The 24,772-nt window shown below is 63.1% G+C and carries 21 protein-coding genes and 1 riboswitch; of the genes, 15 read left to right on the forward strand and 6 right to left on the reverse strand.

The annotated features are described in order from the left end of the window. From rlmJ to VA602_RS09460, 8 genes are all read left to right on the forward strand, one after another. Positions 1-620: 23S rRNA (adenine(2030)-N(6))-methyltransferase RlmJ (gene rlmJ, locus VA602_RS09425; protein ID WP_323453081.1), on the forward strand; the 620-nt coding region annotated here is incomplete at its 5' end. Positions 621-736: 116 nt separating this feature from the next. Beyond that, entirely contained in the window at positions 737-2,494 is a 1,758-nt protein-coding gene (locus VA602_RS09430; protein WP_323453082.1) for a carbamoyltransferase family protein, read from the forward strand. Further along, the gene (locus VA602_RS09435; RefSeq protein ID WP_323453083.1) at positions 2,478-3,608 is read left to right on the forward strand and encodes a glycosyltransferase; all 1,131 of its coding nucleotides are present in this window, start codon (positions 2,478-2,480) and stop codon (positions 3,606-3,608) included. The genes VA602_RS09430 and VA602_RS09435 overlap by 17 nt, the downstream gene beginning before the upstream one ends. After that, a complete protein-coding gene (locus tag VA602_RS09440) occupies positions 3,608-4,504 on the forward strand; it encodes an antimicrobial resistance protein Mig-14 (RefSeq protein WP_197891974.1) in 897 nt (298 codons plus the stop codon). Before VA602_RS09435 ends, VA602_RS09440 begins: the two co-directional genes overlap by 1 nt. Beyond that, positions 4,501-5,904 carry a PIG-L deacetylase family protein gene (locus VA602_RS09445; RefSeq protein WP_323453084.1) on the forward strand — a complete coding sequence of 468 codons (1,404 nt, stop codon included), beginning with the start codon at positions 4,501-4,503 and terminating at the stop codon, positions 5,902-5,904. Before VA602_RS09440 ends, VA602_RS09445 begins: the two co-directional genes overlap by 4 nt. 46 nt (positions 5,905-5,950) lie before the next feature. Then, positions 5,951-6,907 carry a glycosyltransferase gene (locus VA602_RS09450; protein WP_323453085.1) on the forward strand — a complete coding sequence of 319 codons (957 nt, stop codon included), beginning with the start codon at positions 5,951-5,953 and terminating at the stop codon, positions 6,905-6,907. A gap of 58 nt (positions 6,908-6,965) precedes the next feature. Beyond that, positions 6,966-7,748, forward strand: coding sequence for a glycosyltransferase family 2 protein (locus VA602_RS09455; protein ID WP_323453086.1), 783 nt, complete (start codon positions 6,966-6,968; stop codon positions 7,746-7,748). Between the two features lie 39 nt (positions 7,749-7,787). After that, positions 7,788-8,879: a glycosyltransferase gene (locus VA602_RS09460; protein ID WP_323453087.1), complete on the forward strand. Its 1,092-nt coding sequence runs from the start codon at positions 7,788-7,790 to the stop codon at positions 8,877-8,879. 3 nt (positions 8,880-8,882) lie between these two features. Here the strand turns inward: VA602_RS09460 and VA602_RS09465 are convergent, their stop codons facing one another. Continuing rightward, entirely contained in the window at positions 8,883-9,488 is a 606-nt protein-coding gene (locus tag VA602_RS09465; RefSeq protein ID WP_323453088.1) for a BUD32 family EKC/KEOPS complex subunit, read from the reverse strand. A gap of 100 nt (positions 9,489-9,588) precedes the next feature. On the opposite strand from VA602_RS09465, the gene VA602_RS09470 reads away from it, so the two are divergent. From VA602_RS09470 to hldE, 3 genes are all read left to right on the forward strand, one after another. Further along, a complete protein-coding gene (locus VA602_RS09470) occupies positions 9,589-10,764 on the forward strand; it encodes an O-antigen ligase family protein (protein ID WP_323453089.1) in 1,176 nt (391 codons plus the stop codon). Between the two features lie 15 nt (positions 10,765-10,779). Then, positions 10,780-12,588 carry a lipid A export permease/ATP-binding protein MsbA gene (gene msbA / locus VA602_RS09475; protein ID WP_054893200.1) on the forward strand — a complete coding sequence of 603 codons (1,809 nt, stop codon included), beginning with the start codon at positions 10,780-10,782 and terminating at the stop codon, positions 12,586-12,588. Positions 12,589-12,717: 129 nt separating this feature from the next. Then, positions 12,718-14,139, forward strand: coding sequence for a bifunctional D-glycero-beta-D-manno-heptose-7-phosphate kinase/D-glycero-beta-D-manno-heptose 1-phosphate adenylyltransferase HldE (hldE, locus tag VA602_RS09480; protein WP_323453090.1), 1,422 nt, complete (start codon positions 12,718-12,720; stop codon positions 14,137-14,139). Between the two features lie 75 nt (positions 14,140-14,214). On the opposite strand, the gene VA602_RS09485 is transcribed toward hldE, so the two are convergent. From VA602_RS09485 to VA602_RS09500, 4 genes are all read right to left on the reverse strand, one after another. Then, positions 14,215-15,183, reverse strand: coding sequence for a hypothetical protein (locus VA602_RS09485; RefSeq protein ID WP_063546453.1), 969 nt, complete (start codon positions 15,181-15,183; stop codon positions 14,215-14,217). A 37-nt stretch (positions 15,184-15,220) separates the two neighbouring features. Beyond that, positions 15,221-16,033, reverse strand: coding sequence for an aldo/keto reductase (locus VA602_RS09490; protein ID WP_153774225.1), 813 nt, complete (start codon positions 16,031-16,033; stop codon positions 15,221-15,223). After that, positions 16,030-17,205 carry an NAD(P)/FAD-dependent oxidoreductase gene (locus VA602_RS09495; protein ID WP_323453091.1) on the reverse strand — a complete coding sequence of 392 codons (1,176 nt, stop codon included), beginning with the start codon at positions 17,203-17,205 and terminating at the stop codon, positions 16,030-16,032. The genes VA602_RS09490 and VA602_RS09495 overlap by 4 nt, the downstream gene beginning before the upstream one ends. A gap of 67 nt (positions 17,206-17,272) precedes the next feature. Beyond that, positions 17,273-17,605, reverse strand: a complete 333-nt coding sequence (locus VA602_RS09500; RefSeq protein WP_112899312.1) for a DMT family transporter — start codon at positions 17,603-17,605, stop codon at positions 17,273-17,275. A gap of 87 nt (positions 17,606-17,692) precedes the next feature. Between VA602_RS09500 and VA602_RS09505 the strand changes: the two genes are divergently transcribed. From VA602_RS09505 to VA602_RS09515, 3 genes are all read left to right on the forward strand, one after another. Continuing rightward, on the forward strand, positions 17,693-18,583 hold the full coding sequence (locus tag VA602_RS09505; protein WP_153774223.1) for a LysR family transcriptional regulator: 891 nt from the start codon (positions 17,693-17,695) through the stop codon (positions 18,581-18,583). Positions 18,584-18,682: 99 nt separating this feature from the next. After that, a complete protein-coding gene (waaA, locus tag VA602_RS09510) occupies positions 18,683-19,963 on the forward strand; it encodes a lipid IV(A) 3-deoxy-D-manno-octulosonic acid transferase (protein WP_323453092.1) in 1,281 nt (426 codons plus the stop codon). Positions 19,964-20,100: 137 nt separating this feature from the next. After that, complete coding sequence (locus tag VA602_RS09515; RefSeq protein WP_323453093.1) at positions 20,101-20,535, forward strand: hypothetical protein; 435 nt, start codon at positions 20,101-20,103, stop codon at positions 20,533-20,535. Between the two features lie 44 nt (positions 20,536-20,579). Here VA602_RS09515 and VA602_RS09520 read toward each other — a convergent pair whose 3' ends face one another. Next, positions 20,580-22,016, reverse strand: coding sequence for a TolC family outer membrane protein (locus tag VA602_RS09520; RefSeq protein WP_054893157.1), 1,437 nt, complete (start codon positions 22,014-22,016; stop codon positions 20,580-20,582). A 160-nt stretch (positions 22,017-22,176) separates the two neighbouring features. After that, positions 22,177-22,284: riboswitch (TPP riboswitch) on the forward strand. 158 nt (positions 22,285-22,442) lie between these two features. On the opposite strand from VA602_RS09520, the gene thiC reads away from it, so the two are divergent. Then, complete coding sequence (thiC, locus tag VA602_RS09525; RefSeq protein ID WP_323453094.1) at positions 22,443-24,323, forward strand: phosphomethylpyrimidine synthase ThiC; 1,881 nt, start codon at positions 22,443-22,445, stop codon at positions 24,321-24,323. Positions 24,324-24,772 lie beyond the last annotated feature (449 nt).

The following is a 24,772-nucleotide window of genomic DNA, read 5'->3' on the forward strand; positions in this document are numbered from 1 at the left end:
TGCCGGCTGCCACCGCTGACTACCTGCGCATCATCAAGCGCCTCAACGCCGATGGCGAGTTGCGCTACTACCCCGGCTCGCCGGAGTTGGCACGGCGCCTGATGCGCCAGCAGGATCGCGCACTGCTCAACGAGAAACACCCCGAAGACGGGCCTTTGCTCAAGGAAAACATGAAGAAGGATCCGCGGGTCACCGTGCACCTGGGCGAGGGCTGGCATGTGCCGCGCGCGCTGCTGCCGGTGCAGGAAAAGCGCGCGATCATGCTGATCGACCCGCCCTTCGAGCAGGCCGACGAACTCAAGCGCTGCACCGTGGCGATGAAGGAGGCGATCGGTCGCATGCGCCAGACCGTCGCGGCCATCTGGTATCCGATCAAGGACCAGCGCTCGCTGACCCGTTTCTACCAGGACCTGACCAGCACCGGCGCGCCCAAGCTGCTGCGCGTCGAACTCTATGTGCATCACCAGGACAGCCCGCAGGGGCTGAACGGCTCGGGCCTCGCCATCGCCAACCCGCCATGGGGGCTGGAGGAGGAGCTCAAGGAGCTGCTGCCCTGGCTGGCCAGGGAGCTGGCACAGACGGCGGGCAGCTTCCGCATGGACTGGCTGATCGCCGAATAACCCCGCTCCCACAAGGGGCAGTGTGTCCCTGATCTTTGCGTTATAATCCCGCCCTTTAGCCGCCAGCCGCCCACGAGGCCGCTGGCGCATCTCTACCGAATGAAGAGGCTAGTCCCTTGGCATTGACGATTCTTGGCCTGTCCGGCGCCCTTAGCCATGACCCTTCCGCGGCCTTGTACATCGACGGCAAGCTGGTTGCCGCTGCAGAAGAAGAGCGCTTCGTGCGTGACAAGCATGCGAAGAACCGCATGCCCTACGAATCGGCGAAGTTCTGCCTGGAGCAGGCCGGTATCAAACCGTCCGACGTTGATGTGGTGGCCATTCCGTTCGCCCCCATCAGCCTGTTCGGCAAGGCCCGCTGGCACTACGCCAAGCGCTACTGGTACGCCCCGGACCGCGCCCTCGATGCGATCCTGATGGGCAACCGTCGCTACAAGCGCTACCGCAAGAAGATCGTCTGGTGCCTGGAGCAACTGGGCTTCGACCCGAAAAAGGTCAAGATCGAACCGGTCGAGCACCACCTGGCCCACGCCTCCAGCGCTTATCACTGCTCGGGCTTCAAGGAAAAGACCGCGATCCTGGGTATCGACGGCAAGGGCGAGTACGCCACCACCTTCTTCGGCTACGGCGAAAACGGCAAGATCCACAAGATCAAGGAGTTCTTCGACCCGGATTCGCTGGGCGGCCTGTACGGCGCGATCACCGAGTTCCTGGGCTTCGAGATGCTCGATGGCGAGTTCAAGGTCATGGGCATGGCCCCGTATGGCGACGCCAGCAAGTACGATTTCTCCCGTCTGGCCAGCTTCGAGAACGGCGAACTGGTGATCAACACCGAGTACGCCAACGTTATCGGCCTGCGCCGCTATAAAGAGAAGGGCAAGGGCTTCTACTTCTCGCCCAAGCTGATCGAATGGCTGGGCCCCAAGCGCGAAGGGGATATCGCTGACGAGCCGTACATCCACTACGCAGCCAGCATGCAGGCGCTGTTCGAGAAGCTCGCCCTGCAGATGATCGACCATTACCTGGGCGACATCCTCAAAGAGACCGGCAAGCTGGCCTTCGCTGGCGGCTGTGCGCTGAACGTCAAGCTGAACCAGAAGATCATCGCCCGCCCCGACCTCAAGGAACTGTTCGTCCAGCCGGCCTCCGGCGACGCCGGTACTGCGGTCGGTGCAGCGGCCTACGTGTCCCACGCCCGTGGCGTGCCGGTCGAGAAGATGGAGCACGTCTACCTCGGCCCTGCGTACTCCAACGAGGACGTTATCGCCGCCTGTGCCCGCCATCCGAATGCGCCGAAGTGGCGCAAGCTCAACGACATGCCGCAGCGCATCGCCAAGCTCATGGTCGATGGCAATCCGGTGGCCTGGTTCCAGGGTCGCATGGAGTTCGGCCCGCGTGCACTCGGTGGTCGTTCGATCATCGGCTGCCCGAGCGTGCCGAACGTCGCCGATCGTATCAATGAGCAGATCAAGTTCCGCGAGCGCTGGAGACCATTCTGCCCGTCGATGCTCGACACCGTTGCACCGCAGATGATCAAGATCGACCATCCCGCGCCGTTCATGACCTTCACTTTCGAAGTGGCCGAAGAGTGGAAGACCCGTGTGCCGGAAGTGGTGCACGAAGATGGCACCTCGCGTGCCCAGGTGCTCAAGCGTGAGTACAACCCGCGCTACTACGACATGATGAAGGCGCTCGAGGAACTGACCGGCAACGGCGTGTCGCTGAACACTTCGCTCAATCGCCGTGGCGAGCCGATGATCTGCTCGCCTACCGACGCGCTGAACATGTTCTACGGTTCGGACCTGCAATACCTGATCATGGAAGACATCCTGGTGGTCAAGGACGGCGCGGCCGCGTATGACCAGCCGCTCTGACCTGCGTGTCCTGCAGTTCTGCCATGGCTACGACGGGCCGTTCCTCGACTGCGCCCGTCAGTACGCCAGCCTGTTCGAGGGGCGTGGCTACAAGGTCACCACGGTCTTTCTTACCGGCAAGGCCAACGCGCAGGTGGCTGCAGGCTGTGCATCCGACGAAGTGCTGTTTCTCGAGTTCAGCTCCAAGGCCGTACGCGGCCTGAAGCTGGGCGCGATCCGCGCGCTGCGCAAGATCGCGGCCGAGCGCCGTTTCAGCTTCTGCATCGCCCACCGCTTCAAGCCGATCTATGTCGCGCTGCTGGGTACCGGCTTGCCGGTGATCGGCGTGCATCATGCCTTCGGCGATTACCAGCGCAAAGGGCGACGTCTGTTCGCCAACCTGTTTCGCAAGCGCTTGAGCCTGCTGGGTGTATCCGACGCGGTGCGTGACGATATGCGCCGCTGTCTGGCGCAGTGGCCGCACGAACGCATCCAGACGCTGTACAACCGTATCGACGTCGAGGCGCTGCAGGCCAGTCTCGTGCCGCGCGACGAGGCACGGCGTGCCCTCGGGCTCGATGCACAGGCGTGGATCGTCGGCAACGTCGGCCGTCTGCACCCGGACAAGGACCAGGCGACCCTGCTGCGCGGTTTCGCCGAGGCGTTGCCGGGCCTGCCGGCCAATGCGCGTCTGGTGGTGCTGGGCAAGGGGCGGCTGGAAGACACGCTCAAGGCCCAGGCAGCCGAACTGGGGATTGCCGACCGTGTCGACTTCCTTGGCCAGGTGCCGGATGCCCGTCGGTATTTCCAGGCGTTCGATGTGTTCGCCCTGAGCTCTGACCACGAACCCTTCGGCATGGTCCTGCTGGAGGCGATGGTCGCCGGCGTGCCGTTGTTGGCCACGGCCTGTGGCGGTGCGCGCGAAGTGGTCGAAGGGGTAGGCGTGTTGTTCCCGCTGGGCGACGCCGGGCAACTGGCGCAGGGGCTGAAGCACATGGCCGGGCTGAGCGACGATCAGCGTCGCGAATGCGCGCAACTGATGCTGCAGCGTCTGCGCGAGCGATTTTCCGACGCAGCCGTGCGCCAGGCGTTCTGGCAATTACCACAGGTGCGTGCACTGGAGGCTCGCAGCTGATGCTCAATCATCTGAAGGCCTGGCGCGAACGCGGCTGGGCCGTTATCGATGCGAACGAGTATGCGCACACCTGGCAGCGTTTCGGCGGCAGTGTCGCCACTCATCCGTTGGTGGTCGAGCAACTGGCTGAACTTGCACAGATTCCGGTGCGCTACCTGGGCTGGCGCCAAGGCGGCGAGCTCGTGGCGGCAGTCCCTACCTGGGGGCGTCACCTGGCGTTGTCCAAGGATGTTCTCAAGCGTCATGGCAAGAAGGGGCTGTTCGACCTGGGCAATGCCGAGCTCATCCTGCCTGCAGCGGTTGATGCTGCTGCGCCCTTGCGCCACGCCGGGCGCTACCTGTCGGAGCTCAATCACGGGCGCTTCGAGGGCTTGAAACCCCAGGCCGAGCAATTGGCCATGGCGCGCCCGCATGAAGATCTGTCGAAGAAGTTTCGCTACAACCAGCGCCGCGAACTGCGCCTGCTGGAGGAGGCCGGTGGTGTGGTGCGTCCGATCACCGACTTCAGTGGTGCCGAGATCGCCGCGATGTACTGCGACCTGTTCCAGCGCCGCTGGAGCTTCCCCGCGACCGGCGCTGCGCGTATGGCTGAGGTGGTCGAGCGCTTGCGCGAGCTGCTGATCGGCTCGGTGCTGTTTCTCGAGGACAAGCCGATTGCCATCCAGCTGATTTACCGGGTCGAGTCGCCCGAATGGATCAGCGTCGAGTACGTCAACGGTGGTGTGGACCCTGAAACCAAGGCGTTCAGCCCCGGCAGCGTACTGAGCTTCCTCAATACCCAGGCCGCCTGGGAAGACGCCAACGCCCGTGGCAAGGCCCTGCGTTTCTCATTCGGCCGTGCCGACCGTGAATACAAGGACCGTTGGTGCAACCCGGTCCCGGTGTACCAGGCATGAGTCGCAAGCAGCAATTGCTCAAGCGCCACCGGCGCAACAAGCGCCTCGGGCTGGTGATCGGGTTGTTGCTGCTGATCGCATTGGGCGCGCTGAGCTGGTGGTGGCTGCCATTGTTGCTGCTGCCGCTGGTCTGGGCCGCCCACGAAGCCTGGTTCGCCGATCATCTGTTCTACGCGCCCGGCGAAGATTATGTCTTCGACTTCGGCGAGCATAGCCGTGTCGAGGCCGTCGGCATTCAAGACGGCGTGCTGAAGAGCGCTGCATCGTTCAGCGAAGATGACACGCTGATCCTCGAGGTTCGTGTGAAGTCCGGGTGGCTTGGTCGCTTTCTCGATCCTCGGGTCGAGCTGGTCGCGGACGCCACGCATGACAGCCAGACCTTCGAGCGCGGCGTCGATGGCGTGCGTTTTCTCAACCTGACCGGCCTTGGCGCGGTACTGCGCGATGGGCGACTGCGCCTGCTCGGGCGCCACTGCCGACTGTTGGGCGAGCCGCGCCTGTGGATAACCCCGGCTGTGGAGTTGCGCCGCCGTCGGGTCATGGTGATCGCGCCCCATGCTGACGATGCAGAGCTGGCGGCTTACGGGCTCTACAGCCAGGCCGACGAGGCCTGGGTGGTCACACTGACCGCTGGCGAAATCGAGGCCGAGCACTACCAACAGATGGGCCTGGCCAAGGCCGAGGCGGCACAGCTCAAGGGGCGCCTGCGCGCCTGGGACAGTATTGCCGTGCCACGTTGGGCCGGGGTGCCGGAGGCCCGTTGCGTGCAGTTGGGCTATTTCTGTCTGCAATTGCCTGCCATGCAGACTGCACCCGATCAGCCTGCGGCCTCGCGTGAGGCGGAGATGACCGATATCCGGCCGTTCCGTCGTTTCAATCCGTTTCCGCTGCCGGCCGATGCCGATGGTGCGCCGACCTGGAACAACCTGCTGGCCGACTTGCGCGTGCTGCTGCAGATGGCCCGCCCAGAGATTCTGGTCATGCCGCACCCGCAGCTCGATCCACACCCGGATCATCTCTGTGCCCAGGCGGCTGTGCTCGAAGCCCTGCAGGGGTTGGACTGGCAGCCGCAGACCTTGTTGTGCTACGCCAACCACCTGCACGACAACGACCGCTGGCCCATGGGTGACAGCGGTGATGGCATTGCCCTGCCGCCGCAACTCGACGCTGGCCAGCCCTGGGCGCCCTGCAGCCTGGTGCTGGACGTGCCGACCCAGCGCGACAAGGCCATGGCGCTGGGCATGATGCACGACCTGCAGCCTCCGGCGCCGTTCAAGCGTCGCCTGCGGCGTCTGTTGCAGCGCTGGCTGGCCGGGCGTCGACCGTCGCCTTACGGGGAGAACGAATTCTTCCGCAAGGCGGTGCGTCGACATGAACTGTTCTGGCGCCGCGAGCTGTGAGTGCCCGATGATTGACCGCGATGGCGTCACGCCCCCAAGGAATGCAATGAAAGTCCTATTTCTGGTGCAGAAGGAACAACGGGCCATCCTCGATCGCCTGTACGACGGCGTCGCGGCCAACTGCGAGTGCGATTTGCGCTGGTTGTCGAGCGACGACCAGCGCAACCTGCGACGCTACTTCAAGCGTGAAGTGGACGTCGAGCGCTATGACCGTATCGTCTTTTTCCTGCGCTTCAAGCAGGAGATCCGCCAGGTCGGCTTCATTCGCACGATCCCTAATCTGGTGATCCTCGAGCACGACGCCTACCAGAACTACATTCCCTGCAAATACACCGGCAAGTTCAGCGCGCACTACCGCAAACTGCCTTGGGCGCGAGTGATCAGCTCTGGCTACATGGTCAGCGAGCGCCTGCGCCAGGAAGGTTTCGATGCGGTGTTCGTGCCCAAGGGCTATGACGAGCAATTGCTGACCGACCAGGGGCGTGAGCGTGATATCGAACTGGCCTTTGTCGGCAGCACCAAGAGCGTCGCCTATAGCGGCCGCAAGGCGTTGCTCGATGAACTGGGGCAGGTGGAAAACCTGGTCGTGACTCGTACCAAGTCCGGTGAAGACTACTGCAACACGCTCAACCGTATCCGCTTCTTCGTCAGCGCCGACGTTGGCATGGGCGAGTACATGATCAAGAACTTCGAGGCCATGGCCTGTGGCTGCGTGCTGCTGGCCTACGACCAGGGCGAGGCGGAAAACCGTGCGCTGGGTCTCGAGGACATGCACAACGTGGTGCTGTACGACAGCATCCCGGTGCTGCAGGAGAAGTTGCGGACATTACGCGCCGATCCGGCACTCGCCGAACGCATCGCCGCCAATGGCCGCGAACTGGCGGTTTCTGGCTTTAGTTTTGCCCAGGTCGGGCGTAGCATCGTCGACCACATGATGCCCCCCCTCAGACCACGAGCGCCGCTCAGTGCATGGCAGCGTCTGCGTCTGAAACTGGGGCTTTGAACCACATCAACCTGTCCATCGGACGGATTGGAAATGGCCGCAAGGCGGAGGGAGCCCAGTGCGCTTCTCGGAAAACAGTGACATCACGCTGGTGGTAACCAGCTGCGGGCGTTTCGACCTGCTCAAGGCAACGCTGGAAAGCTTCGACCGCTACAACACCGCGTCGATCCGTGAGGTGTTCATCACCGAAGACTCGGGAGACGATGCGGTTCACGCTGCCGTCCCCGAGCATTGGAAGGCCCACTGCAAGGTGTTCGTCAACCGGCCCAAGCTGGGGCAACTGGCGTCGATCGACCTGGCCTACAGCCACGTCAAGACGCCCTACATCTTCCATTGCGAGGATGACTGGAGCTTCTATCGCCAGCACTTTGTCGAGGACTCCCGGCTGATCCTCGAGGCCAGCCCGCAGATCCTGCAGGTGTGGCTGCGCAGCCATGCTCACGACCTGGCGATCCATAGCCCGTACATCCGCCTGGGAGACCGTCAGGTTATCGCCAACGTGCCGTGCTACCCCTTGCTTTCAGAAAAAGCCGATTGGCAGGCTTTCTCTCTGAATCCAGGATTGCGTCGGCTGAGCGATTACCAGACTTGTGCCCCATTTGCTGCCTATTCTGGAGAGAAGGCGCTGTCGCGCCGTTATGCCGAGCTGGGTCTGACCGCCGTCACGCTTGAGGGCGATGCGGTGCTGCATACTGGTTTCGGTAGCCATGTGACCTTGCCCGAGGAAGTCCAGCGCAAGGCCAAGCGTCGCCAGCGTGACCGGATCAAGCTGGTTGCTACGCTCGTTGCAGGAACATTGGTCGGTATTGGAATCGGCTTTCTTGCTCATTCAATTGGTTGACATGGCGGTTGGCCTGTCGGGTATGAGGGAGCTATACCGATGAATGTTGTCAATGTGATGTGGTCGGGAGGTGCCCCGTACATGTCAGTTCACAAGGTGCACCGTCAGATGCTGGGCCATGTAGCAGAAGGGGCCGAGATCACCAATTGGCTGCTGCTGGGCGATGGCCTGTGCTGCGGCGAGGGCGCGATTCGAGAGTGGCACATGCCGCCTCGCACGCTCAAAGGCCGCAGCTTCTGGCGCTGGTGGACACCTGTGCTGCGGCACCGCTTGTACAAGGCACTGCAGCAGACCCGACCCGACATCTTGCTGCTCGACGGCATGGGTGTTGCGCGCCTTGTGCTGCCGTTGATGCGACATTTCCCGGAGACACGAGTGACCGTGCTCTTTCATGGCTCGACCCGCATGCGGGGCAGCGACATTCGCTTGCTGCGCGCGGTCGAGCCGCACCGCCTGAGCATTGCCGCGGTTTCCCGCACCCTTGCTCAGGCGCTGGAGCAGGCCCTTGGTCGATCGGTCGATACCCTGCGTGTCGCACTGGATCCCCAGGCATTCGGCGCGGCGCTCTTCGAGCGTGACCACGCCAGGCGGTTGCTTGCCATTGTTCAGCGTCCAGGGCCTGTATTCGGCGCGGTGGGTAGGCTGGTGGAGAGCAAAGGCTTCGAGATGCTGATCGAGGCCTTTGCTCAGGTGCACCGGCAGCAACCTGATGCCCGTATGGTGATCCTCGGCGACGGCGAGCTGCGAGCGCGCCTCAACGCCCGCATCCAGGCGCTCGGTCTGGGCGATAGTGTGCAGCTATGTGGTTACCGTCCCGATTTGTCGCAACTCTACCGTGCCTTCGACTGGCTGTTGGTGCCTTCGCGCTCGGAGGGGTTGGGGATGGTACTGCAGGAAGCCGTGCTGGCCGATGTGCCGGTGCTATGCAGCGACCTGCCGGTGTTTCGCGAGCAATTGGGACAGGCCGGGCGCTACCTGCCGGTAGGAGACCAGGCCGCCTGGGCGCGTGCGATCGGGGAGTGCAAAACACTCAGCGTCAAGGAGACGGCTGCCAGGCAGCGTGATGCATTGGACCCGGAGCAGGCCTGGCAGGCATTCAGCCAGGGCTCGCGGGCGTTGTTGCGGGGCTGAGGCTCAACGCTCGAGCAGCGCTGACTTCAGTTCGGTGAGCGGGAAGTGATCGCCCAGTCGCTCCCGCTCGATGTAGTTCGCCAGATGCTGCACGTTGCGCTGAACCATGCGTGCCGACAGCGGGGGGCGCAGGAAGCGCATGTCGGCAACATCAATGAGGCCCAGCTGTTGCTCGGGGGTAACCACGACGTTGCCCAGGTGCAATGAGCGGAAGTAGATCCCTGAACGATGAAGGTGTCGGATCAGTGCGATCAGTGCAGGCAGGTAGTCATTCCAGCTGAACCCCGGCAGGCGCGAACGCTGCAGCAGGGTTTCACCCGGCAGCGGGCGGTAGAGCACCGCGGTGCGCCCCGGCAGGTCCAGTTTGTGATGGCTGATCACTTCCAGAGTGGGGATGCCCAGTTGCACCAGGCGCGCTGCGTTGTCGATGAACCGCTGGGAGTAGGGGCGCAGCAGCGCAGATGAAATCAGACGTTTACGACGAAAAACCTTGAGGATATTGCCATCCTCGAGCAGGTAGACTTTGGCGCCGTAACTGTCGGCCTCCAGAACCCTGGCGCCGAGTGTCAGCTGATCGAAGTCGGGCTGGGAGAGTCGGGAGCATTGCATGGATGGGTGCCTTGTCTTCTGCAAGCAAAATGACTGGCAATAATGCCGAAAATAATGCGGTTGCACCATGACGGTGTCATTGGACTGATCGGGGGAAGGAATGCTGTATGAAAAACGCTGGGCCCAGGCCTGGCTCGGATTCGGTTTCGTCTGGTTCCTGGCGGCGATCGCCTTGGCACCGAGCAACAAGCTCTATCAGCAAGGCCTTATCCTGTTCCTCTGGCTACCGACCCTGGTATTCGCCTGGTCCGCCCGACATCTTTTCGTGAGCGGGTGGCGCCGTCAGCCGGCGCTCTGGTCGGCGATCGCACTTTTGTTGGTCTGGGGAGCGTTGAGCCTGGTGTGGTCATCCACCGAAGAGGGCGGGCGCGAGGGTAAGCGTCTGGTCTATATCCTGCTGTTCCTTATGGCTTTCCCGTTGCTGGCGCAGCTTGGCGCCTGTCGTGTGCGTGTGTTGTTGCGCATCGGTGGCCTCTTGATGGCGATTGCTGCACTGATTTCGGTCTACCGCTTCTATCACGTCGCCGGTAACCTGCTGGTTTCTCGTCTTGAGGGAATCGGTGAAATCAGCCATCCGATCCTGGGCGCCTACGTCGTCGGTGTCATGGCCGTAGCGATGCTCTACGACTGCCCGCGCAATCGCCTCGTGCAGTCGGGTTGGCTGCTGGCCCTGGCCTGTCTGGGTGCCTTCATTGCCTTTTGCCAGAGCCGCGGGGCGGGCGTGGCCTTGCTGCTCACTGTGCTGTTGGCGCCATTCTGGATGCGTGATCGGCTCAGCAAGGTGATCTTCGTGTCGTCGCTGCTGATCACTGCAGTTGCGATATTCCTGTTCCAGGATCTGATCATGCAGCGGGGTTCCTCCTACAGGCCTGAAATATTCCAGTCCTCCGTGCAGATGATCGAACAGCACCCATGGACCGGCCTGGGTCTTGGTGCGTTCTACCGCGTGGAGGCACTGGGGATCCAGTTCGACCATACCCACAATATGCTCACTCACGTTGCCGTCGAGCTGGGGCTGCCCGGTATGCTGTTGTGGATAGCCGTATGGCTGTTCGCTCTGCGCGAGATCCTGCGTGCCCGCGAGACGATGTTGGGCAAGCTGGCGCTGGCTGTCTGGGTGTTTTCAACCGTGGCCATGCAACTCGATGCCGCAAGCCTCACCGGTACCCCCCGCGCGGAGTGGTTCATCAGCTGGTTGCCGGTCGGCCTGGCGATGATGTTGCCGTGGGTGCATGCCGAGCGAAAAGCCTGTGGTAAAATTTCCGGTTCAATCTGAACAGCGAGCTCGATGATGGCCGAAACACCGCGACCGGCGGACAACCCCACCAGCCTGAAGATCTATTTCAGGCTGCTGGGCTATGTGAAACCCTACATCGGCATTTTCCTGCTGAGCATTATCGGTTTCGTGATCTTTGCCTCGACCCAGCCGATGCTGGCGGGGATCCTCAAGTACTTCGTCGATGGCCTGAGCAATCCGCAAGCGGTGTTGTTCCCCGACGTCCCCTACCTGCGCGACCTGCAATTGCTGCAGGCGGTGCCGTTGCTGATCATCCTGATCGCAGCCTGGCAAGGGCTCGGGTCGTTCCTCGGTAACTACTATCTGGCCAAGGTCTCACTTTGCCTGGTCCACGACCTGCGCCTGGAGCTGTTCAACAAGTTGCTGGTGCTGCCCAACCGCTACTTCGACAGCCATAACTCCGGGCACCTGATCTCGCGCATCACCTTCAACGTCACCATGGTCACCGGTGCCGCCACCGACGCGATCAAGGTGGTGATCCGTGAAGGCCTGACCGTGGTGTTCCTGTTCATCTACCTGATGTGGATGAACTGGAAGCTCACCCTGGTGATGGTTGCCATCCTGCCAGTCATTGCAGTGATGGTGAGTACTGCCAGCAAGAAATTCCGCAAGCAGAGCAAGAAGATCCAGGTGGCCATGGGTGACGTCACCCACGTGGCCTCCGAAACCATCCAGGGCTACCGCGTGGTGCGCAGCTTCGGCGGCGAAGCCTACGAAGAGCGTCGTTTCAGAAATGCCAGCCAGAGCAACACCGACAAGCAGCTGCGCATGAACAAGACCGGCGCCCTCTACACCCCGGCCCTGCAACTGGTGATCTACAGCGCCATGGCCGCGCTGATGTTCCTGGTGCTGTTCCTGCGTGGTGATGCCTCGGCTGGCGACCTGGTCGCCTACATCACGGCGGCAGGCTTGTTGCCCAAGCCGATTCGCCAGCTTTCGGAGGTCAGCTCGACCATTCAGAAGGGCCTGGCCGGCGCCGAGAGCATCTTCGAGCAGCTCGACGAGAAGCCCGAGGTGGACGGCGGCACGGTGGAGAAGGAGCGTGTCGAGGGCCGTCTGGAGGTGCGCAACCTGAGCTTCACCTATCCAGGCACCGAGCGTCAGGTGCTGACCGACATCAGCTTCGTCGCCGAGCCCGGGCAGATGATCGCCCTGGTGGGGCGTTCTGGCAGCGGCAAGTCGACACTGGCGGCGCTGATCCCGCGTTTCTACCACCACAACAAGGGCGAGATCCTGCTCGATGGTGTGGAAATCGAGGATTATCGCTTACGTAACCTGCGCCGACATGTGGCTCAGGTGACTCAGCATGTCACCCTGTTCAACGACACCGTGGCCAACAATATCGCCTATGGCGACCTGGCCGGTGCGCCGCGCGAGGCCATCGAGGCTGCCGCGGCCGACGCCTACGCCAAGGAGTTCGTCGACCAACTGCCCAAGGGCTTCGACACCGAGGTCGGCGAGAATGGTGTGCTGCTGTCCGGTGGCCAGCGCCAGCGCCTGGCAATCGCCCGGGCGCTGTTGAAGAACGCTCCCCTGCTGATCCTCGACGAGGCGACCTCGGCACTGGATACCGAGTCCGAGCGTCATATCCAGGCGGCGCTCGACCATGTGATGGAAGGGCGCACCACCCTGGTGATCGCGCACCGCCTGTCGACCATCGAGAAGGCCGACCTGATCCTGGTCATGGACCAGGGGCGGCTGGTCGAGCGTGGTACCCATGCCGAACTGCTTGAGGCTAATGGCCATTATGCCCGCCTGCACGCCATGGGACTCGATGAGCCGGACAAGGCCGATATCACCTGAAACCCTTATGAATCGGGGCCTGTGAGCCCCGATTGTCACTGGAATTGTCCCCGCCGCAGTTGGCGTTAAAGCCGCCGGCTGCCGTGTGCTAATATCCTGCCCCTGTTCATTTTTCCATATGGGTTGCCCATGAAGTTGTCCATGCCGCGTTTCGATCAAGCCCCGGTACTGGTGGTCGGCGATGTGATGCTCGACCGCTACTGGCATGGCGGTACATCGCGTATCTCGCCGGAAGCGCCGGTGCCGGTGGTCAAGGTTGATCAGATCGAGGATCGGCCCGGCGGTGCGGCCAACGTTGCCTTGAACATCGCAGCGCTTGGCGCCCCGGCTTCGCTGGTGGGCGTCACCGGCCAGGACGAAGCGGCCGACAGCCTGGCCAACAGCCTGCAGGCCGCTGGCGTGCGTTCGGTGTTCCAGCGCATTGCGCACCAGCCCACCATCGTCAAGCTGCGGGTCATGAGCCGCCACCAGCAATTGCTGCGCATCGATTTCGAAGAGCCCTTCGCCACCGACCCACTGTCGCTGGGGGCCGAGGTCGATGCGCTGCTCGAAGGCGTCAAGGTGCTGGTGCTGTCTGATTACGGCAAGGGCGCGCTGAAGAACCACCAGTCGCTGATCCAGGCGGCTCGCAGCAAGGGCATCCCGGTACTGGCCGACCCCAAGGGCAAGGATTTTTCCATCTATCGCGGTGCCAGCCTGATCACCCCCAACCTCAGCGAGTTCGAGATCATCGTCGGGCGTTGCGCCGATGAAGCCGAGCTGGTCGCCAAGGGTTTGCAATTGCTCGACGATCTTGACCTCGGCGCGTTGCTGGTGACCCGCGGGGAACATGGCATGACCCTGCTGCGCACCGGTCATCCGGCCTTGCACCTGCCGGCCCGCGCCCGTGAGGTGTTCGACGTCACCGGTGCTGGCGATACCGTCATCTCGACGCTGGCGGCTGCCATTGCCGCAGGCGAGGACCTGCCGCACGCGGTGGCCCTGGCCAACCTGGCCGCGGGCATCGTCGTCGGCAAGCTGGGTACCGCAGCCATCAGCGCCCCGGAGTTGCGCCGGGCGATCCAGCGCGAAGAAGGCTCCGAGCGCGGGGTGCTGGGGCTCGAGCAGTTGCTGCTGGCCATCGACGACGCGCGTGCGCACAACGAGAAGATCGTCTTCACCAACGGTTGCTTCGACATCCTCCATGCCGGGCATGTGACGTATCTGGAGCAGGCCCGTTCCCAGGGGGATCGCCTCATCGTTGCGATCAACGACGATGCTTCGGTCAGCCGTCTCAAGGGGCCTGGGCGTCCGATCAACAGCGTTGATCGCCGCATGGCGGTGCTCGCCGGCCTGGGGGCGGTGGACTGGGTCATCAGTTTCCCTGAGGGAACACCTGAAAACCTGCTGCGCCAGGTCAAGCCGGATGTGCTGGTCAAAGGCGGCGACTACGGGATCGATCAGGTGGTCGGGGCGGATATCGTCAAGGCCTATGGCGGCACGGTGAAAGTGCTGGGTTTGGTCGAGAACAGCTCGACCACCGCGATCGTCGAGAAGATCCGCAAGAACTAAGCAGGTGCTGCATCGCGTATCACCGGCCTTGCCGGTGATCGCGGGGCAGGTTGCAGCGGCCAGGCGCCGCTGCTGCTATTTATGCAGTGTGGTCTTTGCCCGCTGCAGCAACGCCCGCGCCTTGTCGCTGAAGCGCTGCAGGTGCGAAGGCTTCTCGGGCCGGCTCTCCACCAACCCTTGCTGACGCACCCATTCCCGCCAGCGCACGCGCTCTTCCCTCACCACCCACCCATCCTGCAGGGCGAAGCTTTCGGCCAGGTACAGCCCGCGCGTGCTCGCGGGTATCAGCTGGTCCTTCTTCAGGGTGTACAGCTCCGCCAGTGGCTTGCCGTCCTTCAGGGGCATCAGATACAGGTCGGGGCGCTTGCGGTTGAGCCGGGCCACCAGTTGGTCGCCTTCCAGGCGCTCGTCGACGTGAAACAGGCTGAGCGACTTGGCCTCCTTGGGGACCTGCAGACGCAGATCGTAAATCAGTTGCAGCGAGGCGGTGGGCAGGTGCACATAGGCCCGTGGTCGCTCGAGCAGCATCAGGTTGCCGCAGTGTACCGGCCGCGCCGCGCCCGAGGCCGGGCTCAGGGTGAAGGGCAGGGCTTCGCGGTAGTGCAGGGCCGCGGCATAAGGGGCGGGTAGCCAAGTGTCGTTGAAACGTCCGCCCAGCCAACCTTCCGGGGTTTCCAGCAGGCATTCTTCTGCCACTTCCTGAATGGCCGTGTGCAGCGGGAGGTTGAGCTCCTGGGCAGGTACGTAACCGGAGATCAGCTTGAGTACGACATCGCCGCGGTCCTGGCGGCGCTGGCGCACCAGCACCCAGTAGTCACGGTTCTGCCAGTTGAGGGTCAGGCGTACCGAAACGCCCAGGTTGGCCAGTTCGATGACGAAGCGTTCGCTGTCATCCAGCTGGATCGCCTTGCGCCGTTGCAGGGTCTGCGCGAAGTTCAGCGGCATACCGATGCTCTGGTAGCTCAGGCGTTCCGGGGTGGCTTCGACATGCAGCGGCAGGGTCTTGAAGTTGCTCGGGTTCTTGCGGATAAGCGTACGCGCCACGAGGCTCCTCCTTGCATTCGGCGGCCGCGTGAGCGGCTCAGGCCTGGCCCAGAATACGGGCGACGGTGGCCACGTTGTGGGCCAGGTGCAACGGATTGATGGTGCCGACAATAGCACTGCTGACCCCCGGATGGGCGAACAGCAGCTCGAAGCTGGCCTGGACCGGGTCGACTCCTGGAGACAGACAGATATGCCCGCTGGCCAGGGCCTTCTTCACCAGGATGGCCTTGCCGTGTTCGGCAGCGTAGTCCAGCACCGGACGCTCCGCCTGCTCGTTGAGGTTGTAGGTGATCATCGCGCAGTCGCCCTGTTCCAGTGCTTTCAGGCCGCCGGCGGCGGTCTTGCCGGAAAAGCCATAGCCGAGGATCTTACCCTCCTGCTTGAGTGCGGCGAGTGTCTGGTAGACCTCTTGCTGCTCGAGGATGGCCAGGTCGTTGCCGTCGGAATGCACCAGAACCAGCTCGATACGGTCGGTTTCCAGGCGCTTGAGGCTGCGCTCGACCGAGCGTCGGGTATGGGCGGCGCTGAAATCGAAGTGGGACAGGCCGTTTTCGAACTCTTCGCCGACCTTGCTGACGATGATCCAGTCGTTACGCTGGCCACGCAGCAATGGGCCGAGACGCTCTTCACTGCGACCATAGGCCGGCGCGGTGTCGATCAGGTTGATGCCCAGCTCGCGCGCCTGCGACAGCAGCAGGCGGGCCTCGTCGTCGCCGGGGATGGTGAAACCGTTGGGATACTTCACGCCCTGGTCGCGGCCAAGCTTGACCGTGCCCAGCCCCAGTGGCGATACCTTCAGGCCGGTGTCGCCCAAGGGACGGTGGAAATCGTGCAGGGTCGGCAGGCTCATGGCAGCAGTTGCTCCCAGGCCGGCACACCGAGTGGTGGACGCGGCAAGTCCGTCAGGTCGGCCTGGGCGCTCGGGCGAATACCATCGCGCTCGAAGGCGGCCAGGACGCGGTCGGAGAAGTCTGGTGCCAGCGCCAGCTTGGTCGGCCAGCCAACCAGCAGGCGCTCCTGCTCGCTGAGGAAGGCGTTGTCGGGGCGTACCAGGCCCGACTGTGCGGGCTCTGCGCGATCGACGCGCAAGGTGGCCCAGCGCACCTGGCTTTGATCAACCCAGGGCAGCAGGCCGGCGATCTCTTTTTGCGCTGCGGCAATCTGCGCGGCCGGCTCGCGTGCCACGCCATCGGCTTCGGCGAGGTCGCCGCCCAGGTACCAGACCCACTGGCCATCGGCCGCCGGGTGGGTGGTCACGGTGACACGTGGCTTGGGACCGCCGCCCAGGCAGTGGGCGTACAGCGGCTTGAGGTTGGGGCCTTTGGCCAGGACCATGTGCAGTGGCCGGCGTTGCTGCGCGGGCTGGCTCAGGCCGAGTGCATGCAACAGGTCCTCGGTGCCGCCGCCAGCACTGAGCACGATGCGTTGGGCGCGAATCTCGCGACCATCGACCTTCAGGCCGACCAGCGCCTGGCCTTCGTGCAGGGGCTCGATCCGCTCGCCAGCGAGCAGGCTGTCACCGGCCAGTTGCGCGAGGTTGCCGAGCAGGCTGGGGACATCGATGACCAGCTCGGCCAGACGGTAGACCTTGCCTTTGAAGGCGCGGTCCTGCAGGGCCGGTGGCAACTGCTCGCCCTTGACCTGATCGACCCGGCCGCGCACGGCCTTGCTGGCGAAGAAGCTGGTGAGGTTGCCGGCCAAGGTGCCGGGCGACCATAGATAGTGGGCATCGGAGAGCAGGCGGGTGTCGCGCAGGTCCAGCTCGCCGCTGCCGGCCAGGGCCTCGCGCCAGCGCCGCGGCATGTCGGCGATGGCCTCCGAAGCGCCGGTCAGCGCGCCGTGCAGGGCGTACTTGGTGCCGCCATGGATGATGCCCTGGGACTTGATGGTCTGCTCGCCGCCAAGGGTGGCGCGCTCCACCAGCACCGTCGAATAGCCCTGGCGACGTAGCCGGGCATTGAGCCAGAGGCCTGCGACCCCGGCGCCGACGATGAGTACGTCAGTGGAAATGGCGGATGGCATGCGGGCACCTCGAAAACTGGAACGATTGCCCAGTATACAGCCCGTGCCCGGCAATGTTGCCTATCGATCAATGCCCAGCTGTCTTGGAGAAGACCTGGATCACCACCACACCCCCTACGATCATCGCCATCCCCAGCATGGCCGGTACATCCAGCTTCTGCCCATAGATCACCAGCGCTGCGATGCTGATCAGCACGATCCCCATGCCGGACCACACCGCGTAGGCGATACCCACTGGAATGCTGCGCACCACCAGCGTGAGCATCCAGAAGGCCACGGCATAGCCACACACCATCAGCAGCAACGGCAACGGCGTACTCAGGCCCTTGACCGCTTTCATCGAAGCGGTGGCGATGACCTCGGCGCAGATGGCGATGGCGAGATAGGTGTAGGCATTCATGATCGGTTTCCTCTGGTTACTGGTCGGGCATTCTAGGTTGTTCCTGATTGCGGTAAAGTCATTACCTATCGATTCTGGAGATAGGTAATGGCCGAACAGTGGAACCTTGAACAGTTGCGGCTATTCGTCCAGGTCGCCGAGCTACGCTCGTTTTCTGCCGTGGCCCGTGCCCAGCGCAAGGCGCAGTCGGCCGTGAGCAACGCCATTGCGCTGCTCGAAGCAGACCTTGGCGTGATCCTTTTCGAACGCAGCAGTGGTCGCCAGCCGCGTCTGACCGAAAGTGGTGAAGCCTTGCTGCGTGACGCTCAGGAGTTGTTGCGCCAGTGCGAGCGGCTCGATGGTCGCGCCCAGGCCTTGATGCGCGGCCAGGAACCGCTGCTGCGGGTGGCCCAGGACGAAGCCATGCCCTACCAGCCGGTGATCGACAGCCTCGATGAGCTGGCCAGCCAGTTCCCCTTTCTCCAGGTGCAACTGGCCAGTGGCGCACAGGGCGACGTGGCGCGCAAGCTGGTCGGGCGGCGGGCAGATCTCGGCTTGTTTTTTCATCACGAAAGCATCCCGGACTCGCTGGAGCGCCGTACCCTGGGCAGTGTCGAGATGGTCACGGTCTGTGCTGCGCATCATCCGCTTGCCCATGCCGGACGGGTAACCTGTCAGCAGCTGGCGCGTCACCGGCAGTTGCTCATCGCCCCACAGGACAGCGACTATCCGGGCGGCGAGCCGGTCAGCGCTCAGGTCTGGCGTGCCGACAGCTTCTACGTCATGGCCGAGTTACTGATGCGCGGTCTGGGCTGGGCCTGGCTGCCACGGCATGTGGTCCAGTACCCAACGTACCAGGCGCACATGGTCGAGCTCGATAGCGAATGGCGCCCGCCGGCGCTGGTTGCCGAGCTGGCCTGGCGGCGCGACGAGCCGCTTGGGCCGGCAGCCCAATGGCTGGCTGAGCGCTTTGCCAAGCACCTGCGGGCCATCGGCTAGTCTGACAGACCTTTTTCCTGCGAATCCGAGGGGCTGTCTTCAACGTAGTAGGGGCGAGTGCAGACACATTTCAGGCAGACCCTAGTAAACTGCGGCGCCATGAACAGAACCCTCTACACCCTGCTGTTTCACCTGGGCCTGCCGCTGGTTGCGCTGCGCCTGTTCCTGCGTGGGCGCAAGGCGCCAGCGTATCGCCAGCGCATCGCCGAGCGCTTTGCCTGCAAGCTTCCGGCCATGCGCCAGGGCGGTATCTGGGTGCATGCGGTATCGGTGGGCGAGAGCATCGCTGCGGCGCCAATGGTCAAGGCACTGCTCACGGCTTACCCGGACCTGCCCATCACGCTGACCTGCATGACCCCGACCGGCTCGGAGCGTATCCGCGCGATGTTCGCCAGCGAGCCACGAGTCCAGCACTGCTATCTGCCCTATGATCTGCCCTGGGCAGCGGCGCGCTTTCTCGATCATGTGCGTCCGAAGCTGGGCATCATCATGGAAACCGAACTGTGGCCCAACCATATCCACCAGTGCGCCAGGCGCGGTATTCCCGTGGCCCTGGCCAATGCGCGGTTGTCGGAGCGTTCGGCACGCGGTTATGCCCGTTTCGCCGGCCTGACCCGGCCGATGCTCGAAGAGATGAGCCTGATTGCGGTACAGACCGAGACCGAGGCCGAGCGTTTTCGCAGTCTGGGCGCCCGCGCGCAGTGCGTGCAGGTGACCGGTTCGATCAAGTTCGACCTGAAGGTGGACGATCAGCTGCTGCCACGTGCCCGCCAGTTGCGCGAGCAGTGGTCGGCCCTGCAGCGGCCGGTGTGGATCGCTGCAAGCACTCATGAGGGCGAGGATGCGCTCATTCTCGAAGCCCACCAGCGCCTGCTGCAGGTGCATGGCGATGCACTCCTGATCCTGGTGCCACGTCACCCGGAGCGTTTCGATGCGGTGCATGCACTGTGTCGCGAACGTTTCACCACGGTGCGACGTTCTTCGGGTGCGGCGGTAGACGGGCAGGTCCAGGCCTTGCTTGGCGATACCATGGGCGAGTTGATGTTCCTCTACGCCTTGGCCGATATCACCTTCGTCGGCGGCAGCCTGGTGCCCACTGGTGGACACAATCCGCTGGAGCCGGCAGCGCTCGCATTGCCGGTGATTACCGGCCCGCACGTGTTCAACTTCCTCGAGATCAGCGCGATGTTGCGTGAAGCCGGTGCGTTGCAGCAAGTTGACGATGCCGAAGGGCTGGCTGCTGCGGTCCGACGCCTAGTTGAGCTTCCACAGGATTGCCGGCGCATGGGCGAGGCGGGCAGGGCGGTGATGCAGGCCAACCAGGGTGCCCTGCAACGATTGCTCGAGGCCCTTGGGAGGCTCATTCAGACGCGCTCATGATGTCCTCTTTCGACCATCTCCATGCATGTGTTCGGCACGAGATCAGGGTGGTAATTATGTGGCGATGTGGCTGAGTGGGATGGCAGTAGGCTCGACATGAGGATGCCGCTGGGGCATCTCTAAAGGAGAACTACAACATGCGCTCTTTATTCCTGTCTTTTGCTTTGCTCACGGCGTCGCTTCCCGCATTCGCGTACCTGGCACCTCGTCCTATCGAGGCCGGGGGATTCGACGGTCCCTGGATTGAGATGCTTGTGGATCATGCGGATCCGAACGCAAAGGTCGAAGTGGATGGCGACATCTTTGTTGTGGACGCGCAAGCTTCGTACAACGTGGACGATGAAAGTCGGGGAGGGTTGTATTTCGTTCCGCGGGAGCTGGGGAGTGAAGACTTCCACGAGTCGTTCTCGCTGGGTAGCGGTGACCGCATCTGCAGCTACTCTATCAAGTACACCGTCGAAACATCGAGTCTGCAGCCCTCTGCAAGCTCGACGGGCCCCGAGTTGGCCTCCTGCACGCATGAGCTGACGCAGAATGGTAATCGAAATACCGTGAAATTTGTCATGGACTAAACTGCACAAGGGGCGAGCCGCCAGCTCGCCCCTTGTCATGTTCTTCAGGGCCGCCGCTCGAAGTTTTTCGCGGCTGCGGCCGCAAGATCCGGTGGCAGGAAGTCCTTGTCCGGGTTGTAGTCGGCTTTAAGGTAGCGCCCCAGGTCTTGAAGGTCTTGCGGGCTCAGCGTGCCGGCGGCCTGCTTGAGGCGAAGGTTGTCGAGGATGTAGTCGTAGCGGCTGTTGTTATAGTCGCGCACCGAAGTGTAGAGCTGGCGCTGCGCGTCGAGCACGTCGACGATGTTGCGGGTGCCGACCTGGTAGCCGATCTCGGTGGCTTCCAGGGCGCTCTGGTTGGAGATGATCGACTGTTTGCGGGCCTGCACCTGCTCCACATCGGTATTCACCGCGCGGTGCAGGTTGCGAGTGTTCTCCACCACCTGGCGGCGCAGGCTTTCGCGCTGCTGTTCGCTTTGGCTCAGGCGGGCATAGGCTTCACGCACCTGTGAGCTGGTCAGCCCGCCGCTATAGATCGGAATGTTCAGTTGCAGGCCAATGCTGGTCTGCTCCACGTCACCGCCGTAGCGCACGCCGGGTTGCGGCGCAGGGTTGGTGAAGCCGAGGTTGTCGTTGTCGCCCTTCTGGTAACGCGCCACGGCATCGAGGGTCGGGGCGTGGCCGGCCTTGCGCTGGCGCAAGGTTTCTTCGGCGGCATCGACGGCGTGGTTGGTCGCCAGCAGGTTGAGGTTCTGCCGTGCGGCGGTCTCCACCCAGGCCTTGGCGTCGTTGGGCGCCGGTACCTGCACCGGCAGGCTGTGGACCACACCCTGCAGCGACCCGTACTCGCGGTTGGTCAGGGTCACCAGCGCCTCGAAGGCGTCCTGCACCTGGCGCTCGGCGATGATCCGATTGGCACGGGCGGTGTCGTAGCTGGCCTGGGATTGCAGCACGTCGGTCTTGTCGGAGAGCCCGACGTCGAAACGCTCGTTGGACTGGTCGAGCTGGCGCTTGAACGCTGCTTCCTCGGCTTTGGTCGAGGCCAGGTTGTCCTGCGCGCGCAAGACGGCGAAATAGTTTTCGGCCGTTTGCAGAATCAGGTTCTGCTCGGTGGCCGACAGCTCCAGCGCCGCTTGCTCGTTGACCGCCTCGGCGGCCTGCAGTTGGAACCAGCGGTCGGCACGGAAGATCGGCTGCGACAGTGTGGCACTCCAGGAGTTACCGCTGCGGTTGGAGGTGATCGAGGGTTCGTCCAGCTTGGTGCGGGTGTTCATCATTTCCGCACCGGCGGACAGATTGGGCAGCAGGCCTGCCCTGGCCTGCGGCACCACTTCACGGCGGGCGCCGTAGTCGGCACGGGCGGCGGCAAGGTCGGCGTTGTTGTTCACCGCTTCCTGGTAGACGCTGACCAGGTCGGTCTTCACCGTCGTGGGCACATCCGCTGCCCAGACCACTCCGTTGGACGCACAAGACACGGCAATCGCCAGTGAAAGTTTGCGCAGCATAGGGCAATCCTTGTACGAAATTGAATTTCTGAACTGTTGAGTATCGTGCGATGCGCCAGTGTAGTGCCGCTGGCTGTCGGCAACAATCCGCCTGTTGCACCTTTCGTCTCTCGTGCATTTACGCGCTTGGCTTTGCCGACCACTCCAGTCTAGACTGCGCACGTTCTTGTCGGGGTGCCTTGAATCGAAGGCTGAGATCGGAGAGTTTCCGGATCCCGTTGAACCTGATCAGGTTAGCGCCTGCGTAGGGAACAAGATTGCTCGCCTTCCCGGGGAGCCTCTTGTGCCAGGTCCGGGAATGTCAGGCTGTCATGCAGCCAAGGCACCCCATGTATCCGGCACTGCACTCCATCCAAGGGGTGCGTCCGCGCCTTTCAGGTTCTCCCCGACATTCCGCCCGCTAGGAAGCTGTCTGGAGAGCCTGTGATGAGTAAACAAGAAAAAGCGATCAGCCTGAGCGAGTCGGCCAAAGTCGACCAGCAGTCCGTGCAACCCTTGCCCAATTCGCGCAAGGTCTACGTCCAAGGCTCGCGCCCGGACATCCGCGTGCCCATGCGCGAGATCAGCCTGCACGACACCCCCACCGACTTCGGCGGCGAGAAGAACGCGCCGGTGCTGGTCTATGACACTTCCGGCCCCTACACCGATCCCAACGTCATCATCGATGTGCGCAAGGGCCTGGGCGATGTGCGTTCGGCCTGGATCGACGCGCGTGGCGATACCGAGCGCCTGGAAGGCCTGAGCTCGAATTTCGGCCAGCAGCGCCTGAACGACGCCGAACTCGCCAAGCTGCGCTTCGCCCACGTTCGCAACCCACGCCGCGCCAAGGCCGGTGCCAACGTCTCGCAGATGCACTACGCACGCCGGGGCATCATCACCGCCGAGATGGAATACGTCGCCATCCGCGAGAACATGAAACTGCAGGAGGCCCGCGCTGCCGGCCTGCTCGACCAGCAGCACGCCGGTCACAGCTTCGGTGCCAGCATCCCGAAGGAGATCACCCCTGAGTTCGTGCGCGAGGAAATCGCCCGCGGTCGCGCGATCATCCCTGCCAACATCAACCACACCGAACTCGAACCGATGATCATCGGCCGCAACTTCCTGGTGAAGATCAACGGCAACATCGGCAACAGCGCCCTGGGTTCCTCGATCGAGGAGGAAGTGGCCAAGCTGACCTGGGGTATCCGTTGGGGCTCGGACACGGTCATGGACCTGTCCACCGGCAAGCACATCCACGAGACTCGCGAGTGGATCATTCGCAACTCGCCGGTCCCGATCGGCACTGTGCCGATCTACCAGGCCCTGGAAAAAGTCAACGGCGTTGCCGAAGACCTGACCTGGGAGCTGTTCCGCGACACCCTGATCGAGCAGGCCGAGCAGGGCGTGGACTACTTCACCATCCATGCCGGCGTATTGCTGCGCTATGTGCCGCTGACCGCCAAGCGCGTCACCGGCATCGTCAGCCGTGGCGGTTCGATCATGGCCAAGTGGTGCCTGGCGCATCACAAGGAGAACTTCCTCTACACGCACTTCGACGAGATCTGCGAAATCATGAAGGCCTACGACGTCAGCTTCTCGCTGGGCGATGGCCTGCGTCCGGGCTCGATCGCCGACGCCAACGATGCAGCCCAGTTCGGTGAACTGGAAACCCTCGGCGAGCTGACCAAGATCGCCTGGAAGCACGACGTGCAGTGCATGATCGAAGGCCCAGGCCATGTGCCGATGCAGTTGATCAAGGAGAACATGGACAAGCAGCTGGAGTGCTGCGACGAGGCGCCGTTCTACACCCTCGGCCCGCTGACCACCGACATCGCACCGGGCTACGACCACATCACCTCCGGTATCGGTGCGGCGATGATCGGCTGGTTCGGCTGCGCCATGCTCTGCTACGTCACGCCCAAGGAGCACCTGGGCCTGCCGAACAAGGATGACGTCAAGACCGGCATCATCACCTACAAGATCGCCGCGCATGCCGCCGACCTTGCCAAGGGCCACCCGGGCGCGCAGATCCGCGACAACGCACTGTCCAAGGCGCGCTTCGAGTTCCGCTGGGAAGACCAGTTCAACCTCGGCCTGGATCCGGACACCGCACGCTCGTTCCACGACGAGACCCTGCCCAAGGAATCGGCCAAGGTTGCCCACTTCTGCTCGATGTGCGGGCCGAAGTTCTGTTCGATGAAGATCACCCAGGAAGTGCGCGAGTACGCGGCCAAGATCGAAGCCGTGGATGTGACCGCCGAGCAGGGCATGCGCGAGCAGGCCGAGCGGTTCCGCCAGGAAGGCAGCCAGCTTTATCACAAGGTGTAAGTGATGCCGGCAGGGTGGTGGTGAGCCACTCTGCCGTTGCATTTGTATCGAGGCCTCCGGCCCTTTCGCGGGCAAGCCCGCTTGTGTCTTGATAGGGGATTAGAATCTGGAGTGAGAGCGGTGAATGGCAAGCTGAATGCCGCGTGTGCCTTGAGCACGAGTGGGAGCACAAGCTGCCATTCACCGTTCCACTTTGGCGAGAGCCCGAACAGTTGGATGCGGCCTTGATCTCGAATCACAAGCGTGGGCCAAGCCAAAGTCCTCTCACTCTGTTGAGTCTAGGAGATTTTGGTGATGGTTTCCTTTGTGGGTATCGATGTTTCTAGTCGCACGCTGGACATAGCGGTCCGTCCCCAGAGCCTCAAGATCAATGTCACCAACGATCGGGCAGGTTTCGAGGTATTGGAGAAGAGCCTTCGAGGTCTCAAGGTCAAGCGCGTCCTGCTGGA

It is taken from the genome of Pseudomonas machongensis (genome assembly GCF_034961125.1).
In the GTDB taxonomy this organism is placed as follows: Bacteria; Pseudomonadota; Gammaproteobacteria; order Pseudomonadales; family Pseudomonadaceae; genus Aquipseudomonas; species Aquipseudomonas machongensis.

Excerpts from the sequence above, each read along its gene's own strand:
- VA602_RS09435 (WP_323453083.1), top strand. The coding sequence starts at position 2,478 with ATGACCAGCCGCTCTGACCTGCGTGTCCTGCAGTTCTGCCATGGCTAC.
- VA602_RS09440 (WP_197891974.1), top strand. The coding sequence starts at position 3,608 with ATGCTCAATCATCTGAAGGCCTGGCGCGAACGCGGCTGGGCCGTTATC.
- VA602_RS09445 (WP_323453084.1), top strand. The coding sequence starts at position 4,501 with ATGAGTCGCAAGCAGCAATTGCTCAAGCGCCACCGGCGCAACAAGCGC.
- VA602_RS09450 (WP_323453085.1), top strand. The coding sequence starts at position 5,951 with ATGAAAGTCCTATTTCTGGTGCAGAAGGAACAACGGGCCATCCTCGAT.
- VA602_RS09460 (WP_323453087.1), top strand. The coding sequence starts at position 7,788 with ATGAATGTTGTCAATGTGATGTGGTCGGGAGGTGCCCCGTACATGTCA.
- VA602_RS09465 (WP_323453088.1), bottom strand. The coding sequence starts at position 9,488 with ATGCAATGCTCCCGACTCTCCCAGCCCGACTTCGATCAGCTGACACTC.
- VA602_RS09470 (WP_323453089.1), top strand. The coding sequence starts at position 9,589 with ATGCTGTATGAAAAACGCTGGGCCCAGGCCTGGCTCGGATTCGGTTTC.
- msbA (WP_054893200.1), top strand. The coding sequence starts at position 10,780 with ATGGCCGAAACACCGCGACCGGCGGACAACCCCACCAGCCTGAAGATC.
- hldE (WP_323453090.1), top strand. The coding sequence starts at position 12,718 with ATGAAGTTGTCCATGCCGCGTTTCGATCAAGCCCCGGTACTGGTGGTC.
- VA602_RS09490 (WP_153774225.1), bottom strand. The coding sequence starts at position 16,033 with ATGAGCCTGCCGACCCTGCACGATTTCCACCGTCCCTTGGGCGACACC.
- VA602_RS09495 (WP_323453091.1), bottom strand. The coding sequence starts at position 17,205 with ATGCCATCCGCCATTTCCACTGACGTACTCATCGTCGGCGCCGGGGTC.
- VA602_RS09500 (WP_112899312.1), bottom strand. The coding sequence starts at position 17,605 with ATGAATGCCTACACCTATCTCGCCATCGCCATCTGCGCCGAGGTCATC.
- VA602_RS09505 (WP_153774223.1), top strand. The coding sequence starts at position 17,693 with ATGGCCGAACAGTGGAACCTTGAACAGTTGCGGCTATTCGTCCAGGTC.
- waaA (WP_323453092.1), top strand. The coding sequence starts at position 18,683 with ATGAACAGAACCCTCTACACCCTGCTGTTTCACCTGGGCCTGCCGCTG.
- VA602_RS09515 (WP_323453093.1), top strand. The coding sequence starts at position 20,101 with ATGCGCTCTTTATTCCTGTCTTTTGCTTTGCTCACGGCGTCGCTTCCC.
- VA602_RS09520 (WP_054893157.1), bottom strand. The coding sequence starts at position 22,016 with ATGCTGCGCAAACTTTCACTGGCGATTGCCGTGTCTTGTGCGTCCAAC.
- thiC (WP_323453094.1), top strand. The coding sequence starts at position 22,443 with ATGAGTAAACAAGAAAAAGCGATCAGCCTGAGCGAGTCGGCCAAAGTC.